Origin of the sequence: uncultured Chloroflexus sp. (assembly GCF_938091255.1) — a bacterium.
GTDB lineage: Bacteria > Chloroflexota > Chloroflexia > Chloroflexales > Chloroflexaceae > Chloroflexus.
Genome location: NZ_CALLJH010000052.1, coordinates 65,651 through 75,653, shown reverse-complemented (window position 1 = coordinate 75,653; position 10,003 = coordinate 65,651). Strand labels below are relative to the sequence as shown.

Here is a 10,003-nt window from a genome sequence, read left to right as displayed (position 1 = left end):
GGGCATAGCGACGCTATGCCCCTACCGACCCTATGACGACCGTATGCCGGTCCTGTTCCCCTTCTCGCCCCGTCGTTTGCCCGTACCGCATAGCTATGGTATACTCGCGACGGCTTCGCAAAACCGTAACAATCTCTATCGCCAAGCGGGTTGTTTGCGAAATTTTGCGAGGTGCGCTATACTGCTTGTGAAAGACGGAACAAAAAAGTGGTCGTTCGCGCTCCGGGCTGCAGCGCGCACAGGATATGGCGCTGAGCAATGCCCGACGTTGTCGAGCAGGAGGTAGGCGTTGTCAACGCGGACTCGAAACATTCTGATCATTGTAGGGGCGCTCATCATTTCGATTGCTAGCCGCTTTTTCCTGTACACAGGCCCGCCACACGTCGAAGTCGCCGCCGAAGTCATCTTTGACGGCATCCCCGGTTTTCCCATCACCAACTCGTTTGTCGTCAGCATCATTATTGACATCTTAGTGATTGCGCTGGCGTTTGCTGCCACTCGCAATCTGCAGATGGTGCCACGCGGGTTGCAGAATGTGATGGAATTTATCCTCGAAACGTTGTACAATCTCTTCCGCAACATCAACGCGAAGTATGTCGCAACCGCTTTCCCATTGGTAGCGACGATCTTTCTCTTCGTACTGTTTGGCAACTGGTTTGGCTTGTTACCGGGGGTTGGCTCGATCGGCGTCTGCCACGAGAAAAAAGAGAAGCATGGCGTAGTCACCGAGGAGCGGTTAGCAATCGCCGGGCCGGCTAGCGTACTGGCAGCCGAGAGCGAAGAGATGTATGACACCTGCGCTTGGCAGGGCAAGAAGTTGATCCCGCTCTTCCGCGCGCCGGCGGCTGATCTCAACTTCACTTTTGCCATTGCGATCATCTCGTTCGTTTTCATCGAGTACTGGGGCTTCCGCGCCCTCGGGCCGGGCTATTTGAAGAAGTTCTTCAACCTGAACGGTATTATGTCGTTCGTCGGTATCATCGAGTTTATCTCTGAGCTAGTGAAGCCCTTCGCGCTGGCCTTCCGTCTTTTCGGCAATATCTTCGCCGGCGAAGTGCTGCTGGTGGTAATGGCCTTCCTCGTGCCGTTATTGCTCCCACTTCCCTTTTATGGCTTCGAGGTGTTCGTTGGGTTTATCCAGGCGTTGATCTTCGCGCTGCTAACCTACGCCTTTCTCAACATTGCCGTAACCGGCCACGATGAGGAGCATGCGCATTGACGCGGGTTCGCGCGGAATACTCCGCGATTGTTCGATAATGCTGGGATCGTTGCAGAGTCTGCTTTAAGGAGGCATCTCAATCATGGAGGGTCTGAATCTCGTCGCAACCGCGCTCGCCGTTGGTCTGGGCGCTATTGGGCCGGGTGTTGGCATTGGCATCATCGTGTCGGGTGCGGTGCAGGCGATCGGTCGCAATCCTGAAATCGAGAACCGGGTCGTCACCTACATGTTTATCGGTATCGCCTTTACCGAAGCGCTTGCCATCTTCGGTCTGGTGATTGCATTCTTGATCGGTTTCGGCGTGTTGCAGTAAAGTATTGCGCGTTTACGGGAGGTTTGCAGGGTGGAAGCACTAGGTATTAATCCGACCCTATTGATCGCGCAACTGATCAACTTTCTGTTGCTGATCTTCATTCTGCGCGCGCTGCTGTACCGGCCGGTAATGAACCTGCTGAATGAGCGCACCAAGCGGATCGAAGAGAGCGTCCGCGACGCTGAGAAGGTGCGCGAGCAGTTGGCGAACGCCAAGCGCGATTATGAGGCGGAAATCGCCAAGGCGCGGCAAGAGGCGGCCAAGATCGTGGCGCAGGCGCAAGAGCGGGCCAAGCAGCAGGAGGCTGAGATCATTGCCCAAGCGCGCCGCGAAGCCGAGCGCATAAAGGAAGAGGCCCGCGCGCAGGCTGAACAAGAGCGGGCGCGGATGATGAGCGAAGCCAAGACTCAGATCGCCGATCTGGTCACATTGACGGCGAGCCTCGTGCTCGGTGCCGAATTGCAGGCCCGCGGCCACGATGCGTTGATTGCCGAGTCATTGAAGGCGCTTGATCGCCGCAACTAACGTCGCAGACCGGCGCTACTAGTCTGCCAGAGGAAACAGAACGTATGGCAACGACCATTGATGCACGGGAGCTGGCCAGCCCGCTGGTAGAAGCGCTGCTTACCACTGCCGCTGAGCAGATTCGGGCCGCGGCGCCACGGATCGCCGGCCGTGCGCCGAGCGATGCTGCAGCAGCCCTACCAGACGATCTGCTGCCCCAAGTGCGTAATTTCTTGCTCGCAATGGCCAAAGAGGGGCTGACCGGCGAGTTGGGCGCCGTGGCAACCGCCTTGCAGAGCTATCTCGAGAGCGGCAGCCGTGTAATCGACGCGAGTGTGACCAGCGCGATCGAGCTGAGCAGTGAGCAGAAAGAGCACATTGCGAGCGAATTGCGCCAGCGCTACGGTGACGTCCACGTGACGTATTATGTTGATCCAACGCTGATTGGTGGGTTGATTATTCGGGTTGGCGATCAGGTGCTTGATAATAGCCTGCGCGCCCGCCTCAGCGCCATTCAGCGTGTATTGCAGGCAAGTTAGAGTAGCACTCAGCTCGCTGGCCCGGTGTCGCCGACCGCCAGCGCGACGGAGTAGAGCATGACGACGATTACTGAAGAATTGATCGCCCGGCTGAAGCAGGGGATCACCAGCGGCGTCGACCTTCAGCCGCGTCAGGTCAATGTCGGAACGGTGATTGCCGTCGGTGACGGCGTCGCGCGGCTGTCCGGCCTTGATCAGGTCGTCGCCTCTGAGATTGTCGAGTTCCCGCCCAAGGCCGGCCGGAATGAATCGATTTATGGCATTGCCCTTAACCTCGAACAAGATAGCGTCGCGGCGATTATTCTCGGCGATGACGAGACGATCGAGGAAGGGGATATGGTGACCTCGACCGGGCGCGTGATTTCAGTCCCGGTCGGGCAGGGTCTGTTGGGCCGTGTGGTTAACCCGCTCGGCCAGCCGATCGATGGCAAAGGGCCGATCCCGTATGACAAGACGCGCCCGATTGAGCGCATCGCCCCCGGTGTGATCACCCGCAAATCAGTTGATACGCCGGTGCAAACCGGGATTATCGCGATTGACGCACTGATTCCGATTGGGCGTGGCCAGCGCGAGTTGATCATCGGCGACCGCCAGACCGGTAAGACGGCTGTCGCAATTGATACCATCCTCAACCAGAAGGGCCAAGGGATGGTGTGTATCTACGTTGCGATCGGTCAGCGCCGCGCACAGGTAGCGCAGGTGGTCGGCACCCTCGAGAAGTTCGGCGCGATGGAGTATACGATTGTGGTGTCGGCGACCGCCTCGGAAAGCGCCGCCCTCCAGTACATTGCGCCCTATGCCGGCTGTGCGATGGGTGAAGAGATTATGGAGAATGGCGTGATGCTCAATGGGCAATTGGTGCGCGACGCCCTAATCGTCTATGACGACTTGAGCAAGCACGCCGTTGCTTACCGGCAGGTGTCGCTCTTGCTGCGCCGCCCGCCGGGCCGCGAAGCGTACCCCGGCGACGTGTTCTACCTGCACTCGCGCTTGCTCGAGCGCGCTGCCCGCCTCAGCGAGGAATACGGCGGCGGTTCGCTGACCGCGCTGCCGGTAATCGAGACGCAGGCGAACGACGTATCGGCTTACATCCCGACCAACGTCATTTCAATTACTGACGGCCAGATCTACCTTGAGTCCGACTTGTTCAACGCCGGCCAGCGCCCGGCGCTCAACGTCGGTATTTCGGTGTCGCGCGTGGGTGGCGCGGCGCAGACGCGGGCTATGCGCGCGGTGGCCGGTAAGCTGAAAGGCGAGTTGGCCCAGTTCCGTGATCTAGCCGCCTTTGCCCAGTTTGCCAGCGACCTCGATGCGACCACTAAGGCGCAGATCGAGCGTGGTCAGCGCCTGCAAGAGCTGTTAAAGCAGCCGCAGTATCAACCGTTGGCAGTCGAGGATCAGGTCGCTGTGCTCTATGCGGCCACCAACAACTACCTCGACGATGTGCCGGTGCCGATGATCACCAAGTGGCGCGACGATTTTCTGGCCTTCCTGCGCACCGCTCATCCAGAGGTGCGGAAGCTGATCTACGACAATCGCCTTGATCGCAAGTTCCCCACGCCGGAAGTGAAAGAGGCGCTGGAGTCGGCGATTAAGGAGTTTAAGGCAACCAGCAATTATAGCTAGCAGGCTCCACCGGCGGGCGGGCGCAGGCCCGCTCGCCGGTCGCATGACTGCAAAGGGTTCGATATGCCGAGTAGTCGCGAGATTAAGCGCCGCATCCGATCCGTGAAGAACGTCGCCCAAATCACGCGGGCGATGGAGATGGTATCGGCCTCGAAGATGCGGCGCGCCCAACGGAATGTGTTAGCTACCCGCCCGTATGCTGACCGCATGCGGGAGGTGATGGCCAATTTGACGGCGCGGGTGGTAGGAGCAGCGCGCCGCGGCACTCTGCTCGAAAAGCGCGAAACGGTCAAGAGTGTGGCGTTGTTGGTGGTGACACCCGATCGCGGTCTCTGCGGCAGCCTTGTCGCCAATGTCTTGCGCCGCGCTGGGCGCTTTATCACTGAGCAGCGCGCCATGGGCCGCACGGTCGATATTTACACCTTTGGCCGCAAAGGGCGCGATTTCTTCCTGCGCACCGGCTTTGCGCCCGCTGGCGAAGCCACACGTCTCGGCGATGCGCCAAAGCTTGAGGCGATCCTCGGCGTGGCGATCAGCGCAATTAGCGGATTCCAAGCAGGCAAGTACGACGAACTCTACATCATTTACAGTGAGTTCATTAATACGCTGGTGCAGCGACCGGCGATTAAGCAGTTGTTGCCGGTAGAAAGCCCCGATATCTCAACGACCACCAACGTTGATTATACCTACGAGCCGGGTGAAGAAGAGGTATTGAATAGCATTCTGCCGCGGTATGTCGAGACCCAGATCTATCAGGCAGTGCTTGAGAGCATCGCCAGCGAGCATAGCGCGCGGATGGTGGCAATGCGCAACGCTACCAATAACGCGAAGGATCTGGTGCGCGACCTGACGCTTTCATTCAACAAGGCGCGGCAAGCCGCTATTACGAAAGAGGTCAGCGAGATCGCTTCGGGCGCCGCTGCCCTCGCCAGTTAATGCTGAGAGGAGGAGCCGATGCCGGCAAAGGGGGTTATTCAAGAGATTATCGGCGTCGTCATCCGGGCCAAGTTCCCGGAAAATCAGGTGCCGGAAATCTATAACGCAATTGAGATTCCGCTGGAAAACGGCGGCCGCCTCGTCTGCGAGGTGCAACAGCAGCTCGGCAATGGCGTGGTGAAGGCGGTCGCGATGGGTTCGACCGATGGCCTGCGACGCGGGCTCGAGATTATCGATACCGGTCGCCCGATTGCGGTGCCGGTTGGCCCGGCAACGTTGGGCCGTGTGTTTAACGTGCTGGGCGACCCGATCGATGGTCAGGCGCCGATTGGTCCAGAGGTGGAGCGTCGCCCGATCCACCGCGATCCGCCTAGCTTTGAAGAGCAGAATACTCAAGCGCAAATCTTCGAGACAGGGATTAAGGTAATTGACTTGATCGCACCGTTTACCCGCGGTGGCAAGACGGCCATCTTCGGCGGCGCCGGCGTGGGCAAGACGGTGGTGATCCAAGAGCTGATTGCGAATATCGCCAAAGAGCAGTCGGGCTTCTCAGTCTTCGCCGGTGTGGGTGAGCGCTCGCGTGAAGGAAATGACCTCATTCACGAAATGCGCGAGGCCCGTATTGACGAGAACACCACCGTGTTTGACAAGACGGTGATGGTCTTCGGCCAGATGAACGAGCCACCGGGAGCGCGTCTGCGCGTCGGCTTGACTGCGCTGACGATGGCTGAATACTTCCGCGATGAGGGGCGTGACATTCTGCTCTTTATCGACAATATCTTCCGCTTCGTGCAGGCCGGTTCCGAGGTGTCATCGCTGCTCGGGCGTATGCCATCACAGGTGGGATACCAGCCGACGCTCGGCACCGAGATGGGCGAACTGCAAGAGCGGATCACCTCTACCAAGCGCGGTTCGATTACTTCGATGCAAGCGGTGTACGTGCCGGCAGACGACTACACTGACCCGGCGCCGGCAACCGTGTTTAGCCACCTCGACGCGACGATCTCGCTCGAACGCAGCATCGCCGAGCGCGCGATCTTCCCGGCGGTCGATCCGCTAGCATCAACCTCGCGCATTCTCGATCCGAACATCGTCGGCGAGGAGCATTACCGGGTGGCGCAAGAGGTGAAGCGCGTGTTGCAGCGCTATAAAGACCTTAAAGACATCATTGCCATTCTCGGCATGGAAGAGCTGAGCGACGAGGACAAGCTGACCGTGCAGCGCGCACGCAAGATTGAGCTGTTCTTCTCGCAGCCATTCACGGTGGCACAACAGTTCACTGGCCGACCCGGCAAGTATGTGCCGGTGAAGAAGACGGTTGAGAGCTTTGCCCGTCTGCTCAACGGCGAAGGCGATCACATTCCTGAGTCGTTCTTCTACATGCAGGGCGATTTCGACGACGTGCTGGCCGCATATCAGGCCAGCCAGAAGTAGGCATAGACCGGCGGTAACGGCCATTCGTCACCGCCGGCTTCGATGAACGGCAGGGGAAGGAGCAGTCTATGCCCATCCATCTAGAGATTGTCACTGCCGAACGCGTGATCTTGTCGGATGACGTTGACATGATTAGCGCACCGACCAAAGACGGCCGGGTTGGTATTCTGCCCCGCCACGCGCCGCTGATGACGATCCTCGAACCGGGTGAGCTTGATATTATCAAGAATGGCGAGCGCACGCCGTTTGCCGTGTCAGGCGGGTTTATGGAGGTGTTGCCGCACCGGGTGACCATTCTCGCCGATACGGTCGAACGGGCCGATGAGATCGACGAAGCGCGGGCCGAGCAGGCGCGAGCCGAAGCTGAAGCGCGCCGGCGCGAAGCGCAGAGTGAGCGCGATATGGCGCTGGCCGAAGCTAAACTGCGCAAAGAGATGGTGCGCCTGCGCGTGGCCCAACTCAATAAACTTAAACGACGCCAATCGTAATCACTTAACGGTGCATGGCGCGGAACGCAAAGACGGTAACTGGGCAGGGACACAGCAGGGCTGTGTCCCTATTGTCAATTGCCAGTATCCCTCATCATTTGTTATAATACGCCGCGATTATGCTGAAGCGGCTTTTTTGCCAATAGGATCCGACAATGCTGCGCTCAGCAGAGCTGAATGCGGGTGCAGAGCTCCCGCGCAATGGCATGCTAAACTCTGATGCATCACGACTATCTTGAAATAGCAGCACACGCTGCCGTTTCCAACATTCATCAATAGGAACATCTATGGCCCGCAAAATCGGGATTGATCTTGGCACTGCCAATGTGTTAGTGTACGTCAAAGGCAAAGGCATCGTCCTTTCCGAACCGTCAGCGGTGGCGTTGAGCACCCGCGACGGGCGCGTGCGCGCCGTCGGCGCCGAAGCGATGGCAATGTTAGGCCGCGAACCAGAGAGTATCGAGGTCGTGCGCCCGATGCGCAACGGCGTGATCGCCGATTATGTGGTGACGGAAGAGATGCTCCGCCACTTTATTGGGCGCGCGGCTGGACGATTTCGCTTCTCGCGGCCTGAAGTGATGATCTGTATTCCCGCTGGCGTCACCAGCGTCGAGATGAGGGCCGTGCGCTACGCGGCCCTTGAGGCGGGGGCTGGCAAGGCCTACCTAATCCGCGAGCCGCTAGCTGCCGCGATTGGAGCCAACATCCCGATTGCACAACCATCGGGCAATCTCATCATCGATATCGGCGGCGGCACGACTGAAGTGGCCGTAATCTCTCTCAACGACATTGTGGTGAGCACCTCGGTGCGGGTCGGCGGCAACCGGTTCGATGAGGCAATTGCCTCGTACATCAAGCGGAAATACAACGTGCTCATCGGCGAACGTACCGCCGAAGCGGTGAAGATCGAGATTGGCTCAGCATTGCCGCTCGATAAGCCACTGGTAACACAGGTGCGCGGGCGCGATCAAGTCACCGGTTTGCCGCGCACGATCCAAGTTGACAGCAACGAGATTACCGAGGCGATCCAAGAGCCGCTGGAGGCGATTGTCAATGCGGTGCGTGCGGTGCTGGTTGAAACACCGCCAGAACTCAGCTCAGACATTATCGATAAGGGGATGGTGATGACCGGCGGCGGTTCAATGTTGCGCCGGATCAATGATCTGTTGACTGAGGTGACTGGGGTGCCCTGCTATGTGGCCGATCAGCCGGCATCGTGCGTGGCAATCGGCACCGGTTTGGCGTTGGAAAACCTTGATGTGCTGTACGACAGTCTGAGCGGGTTAGATCTGACGTGATGATCCATGGCGTGCGGCTTCTGGAGCCGCACGCCGTACAGCGACTACGGGTGTAATAGTTCTTGCACAATGTCGATAGAACGGTTATGCCCGTACAATATGTTATGGCGCATTTGGGCTAATTCAATCAAATGTCCCTGCTCGTGCGCAATGACCCAATTCCCCTGATGCAAGAGCGGTACCGGCCCGTAAATCTCGTGATGGCCGATCCGCTGCCATGCTGCTTGAGTTAGGCCGCGCAGCAACCCTAACGTCTGCTGGCGGCTCGTGGTATATTGCTCGAGCAACTCGTCAATTGGTACGGTACGATATTTCACCGCGTTTCGCAGCGTCGGCGGATGTGCTATCGACAACTTAGGTTGGTTTGTCTCTAAGATCATCCATGCGCGCTCGCGGAAGACAATATCCATGTCGGTGAGATGACCGATCAAATCCTTGAAAGCCGGGAACCCGTTGACCGGCGTGGCCAATTGTTCTTCACTGAGACCGGACACCAGCGCTGGCACGGTTTTCAAACCTTGCTCAAGCCGGCGCACGATAGCGTGCGGCCCCAGCGTGCCCATGCCATCAACAATCCGAAATTCGAGAAAGCCCTCGCGCACGGTGCCGCATTCAGGGCAGAATGCCGGCGGATCGCCTTCCATCAGCCGGCCGCACGTGCTACATACAAAGAGGTCACCCAGCTCGGTATAGGTGAGATCACGGCCAGCGGCCAACGCAAGGGCGGCCCGTTCGAGGTATTCACGCTGAAAGGCGCTGGTGCCAGTCACTGGGCCGGTCGCTATCGCTTCCGGTTCAAGGCCGGCCAGCGCATGATTGATATTGGTCAGCGTCTGCGCCACTTCACCCAATCGACGCATCGCCTGTTCGGCGCGCACCCGTTTGACCGCCGCCGATGCTTCGAGCAGACGGGCAATGTTGAAGAAGCGCTCACGCCGCGCCTGTTTGGCCCACACCGCATAGGCCGTCTGGCCAACGCTCATACTCACCAACAGGCGGCGATCATCTGCGTCGTTGGTTGTCATACGTTCTGCTCCGCATGAAAAAATTAGCCTCCTCCAACCTGTTTGCAGTATGTCTATGCATACTACTGACCAGCAACAGGCGCCCGTCAAGCGGTAGAAGCTTGCTTTGCCATCTTACATTCAAGCCACAATGGCCTAAACTATGCATGATGGGATGAGCGATGCTGAACCAATTCAACCAGCACCCCCTGCCCGCCAGCCTTGGGATGGACAAAAGCCACGAGCGTATCGTGAATACCGAGACGCGGCTCGCGGTCGATCAATGGAATGCCCCGCGCTTGAAGTGTGGCCAACGCGGCATTGATATCATCGACGCGATAAGCAATATGGTGCATCCCCGGCCCCTTCTCGCGCAAGAAGCGGGCAAAACTGGCTTGATCACTGGTCGGCGCAATCAACTCGATCAACACATCGCCAAACCGGGCCACCCCAATCGCAGCGTGGCGCTCGGGCAGCTCGATCCGCTCCCATTCCGTTATATCGAAGGCAGTGCGGTAAAAATCGATCGCTGCATCGAGATCAGCTACTACGAGGCCAATGTGATCGACCGCAGTAAACATGGCATACTCCTTCACTTCCACCGGTACACCGATGGATATAGCATATCATAGCACAAGCGTA

11 protein-coding genes are annotated in these 10,003 nt (G+C 58.5%); 9 read left to right on the top strand and 2 right to left on the bottom strand.

Annotated features, from left to right (window positions below; all coding sequences use genetic code 11):
* Positions 1 to 289: 289 nt before the first annotated feature.
* The 9 genes from atpB (at position 290) to Q1A00_RS16210 (ending at position 8,357) form a co-directional block, all read left to right on the top strand.
* A complete protein-coding gene (gene atpB, locus Q1A00_RS16250) occupies positions 290 to 1,219 on the top strand; it encodes a F0F1 ATP synthase subunit A (RefSeq protein ID WP_298401229.1) in 930 nt (309 codons plus the stop codon).
* A gap of 82 nt (positions 1,220 to 1,301) precedes the next feature.
* The gene (gene atpE, locus Q1A00_RS16245; protein ID WP_012258898.1) at positions 1,302 to 1,532 is read left to right on the top strand and encodes an ATP synthase F0 subunit C; all 231 of its coding nucleotides are present in this window, start codon (positions 1,302 to 1,304) and stop codon (positions 1,530 to 1,532) included.
* A 30-nt stretch (positions 1,533 to 1,562) separates the two neighbouring features.
* Complete coding sequence (locus Q1A00_RS16240; protein WP_298401213.1) at positions 1,563 to 2,057, top strand: F0F1 ATP synthase subunit B; 495 nt, start codon at positions 1,563 to 1,565, stop codon at positions 2,055 to 2,057.
* A gap of 44 nt (positions 2,058 to 2,101) precedes the next feature.
* Positions 2,102 to 2,575: an ATP synthase F1 subunit delta gene (gene atpH / locus Q1A00_RS16235; protein ID WP_298401210.1), complete on the top strand. Its 474-nt coding sequence runs from the start codon at positions 2,102 to 2,104 to the stop codon at positions 2,573 to 2,575.
* A 57-nt stretch (positions 2,576 to 2,632) separates the two neighbouring features.
* Positions 2,633 to 4,201: a F0F1 ATP synthase subunit alpha gene (gene atpA / locus Q1A00_RS16230; RefSeq protein WP_298401207.1), complete on the top strand. Its 1,569-nt coding sequence runs from the start codon at positions 2,633 to 2,635 to the stop codon at positions 4,199 to 4,201.
* Positions 4,202 to 4,264: 63 nt separating this feature from the next.
* Positions 4,265 to 5,137, top strand: coding sequence for a F0F1 ATP synthase subunit gamma (locus tag Q1A00_RS16225; RefSeq protein WP_298401204.1), 873 nt, complete (start codon positions 4,265 to 4,267; stop codon positions 5,135 to 5,137).
* 18 nt (positions 5,138 to 5,155) lie between these two features.
* Entirely contained in the window at positions 5,156 to 6,571 is a 1,416-nt protein-coding gene (atpD, locus tag Q1A00_RS16220; RefSeq protein WP_298401201.1) for a F0F1 ATP synthase subunit beta, read from the top strand.
* Positions 6,572 to 6,639: 68 nt separating this feature from the next.
* Positions 6,640 to 7,059, top strand: a complete 420-nt coding sequence (locus Q1A00_RS16215) for a F0F1 ATP synthase subunit epsilon (RefSeq protein ID WP_298401199.1) — start codon at positions 6,640 to 6,642, stop codon at positions 7,057 to 7,059.
* Positions 7,060 to 7,346: 287 nt separating this feature from the next.
* On the top strand, positions 7,347 to 8,357 hold the full coding sequence (locus Q1A00_RS16210; RefSeq protein ID WP_298401196.1) for a rod shape-determining protein: 1,011 nt from the start codon (positions 7,347 to 7,349) through the stop codon (positions 8,355 to 8,357).
* Between the two features lie 44 nt (positions 8,358 to 8,401).
* Here the strand turns inward: Q1A00_RS16210 and Q1A00_RS16205 are convergent, their stop codons facing one another.
* Positions 8,402 to 9,382 carry a DinB family protein gene (locus tag Q1A00_RS16205; RefSeq protein ID WP_298401194.1) on the bottom strand — a complete coding sequence of 327 codons (981 nt, stop codon included), beginning with the start codon at positions 9,380 to 9,382 and terminating at the stop codon, positions 8,402 to 8,404.
* A 140-nt stretch (positions 9,383 to 9,522) separates the two neighbouring features.
* Positions 9,523 to 9,942 carry a methylmalonyl-CoA epimerase gene (mce, locus tag Q1A00_RS16200; protein ID WP_298401192.1) on the bottom strand — a complete coding sequence of 140 codons (420 nt, stop codon included), beginning with the start codon at positions 9,940 to 9,942 and terminating at the stop codon, positions 9,523 to 9,525.
* Positions 9,943 to 10,003 lie beyond the last annotated feature (61 nt).

Excerpts from the sequence above, each read along its gene's own strand:
- mce (WP_298401192.1), bottom strand. The coding sequence starts at position 9,942 with ATGTTTACTGCGGTCGATCACATTGGCCTCGTAGTAGCTGATCTCGAT.
- Q1A00_RS16215 (WP_298401199.1), top strand. The coding sequence starts at position 6,640 with ATGCCCATCCATCTAGAGATTGTCACTGCCGAACGCGTGATCTTGTCG.
- Q1A00_RS16225 (WP_298401204.1), top strand. The coding sequence starts at position 4,265 with ATGCCGAGTAGTCGCGAGATTAAGCGCCGCATCCGATCCGTGAAGAAC.
- Q1A00_RS16205 (WP_298401194.1), bottom strand. The coding sequence starts at position 9,382 with ATGACAACCAACGACGCAGATGATCGCCGCCTGTTGGTGAGTATGAGC.
- Q1A00_RS16210 (WP_298401196.1), top strand. The coding sequence starts at position 7,347 with ATGGCCCGCAAAATCGGGATTGATCTTGGCACTGCCAATGTGTTAGTG.
- atpD (WP_298401201.1), top strand. The coding sequence starts at position 5,156 with ATGCCGGCAAAGGGGGTTATTCAAGAGATTATCGGCGTCGTCATCCGG.
- atpE (WP_012258898.1), top strand. The coding sequence starts at position 1,302 with ATGGAGGGTCTGAATCTCGTCGCAACCGCGCTCGCCGTTGGTCTGGGC.
- atpH (WP_298401210.1), top strand. The coding sequence starts at position 2,102 with ATGGCAACGACCATTGATGCACGGGAGCTGGCCAGCCCGCTGGTAGAA.
- atpA (WP_298401207.1), top strand. The coding sequence starts at position 2,633 with ATGACGACGATTACTGAAGAATTGATCGCCCGGCTGAAGCAGGGGATC.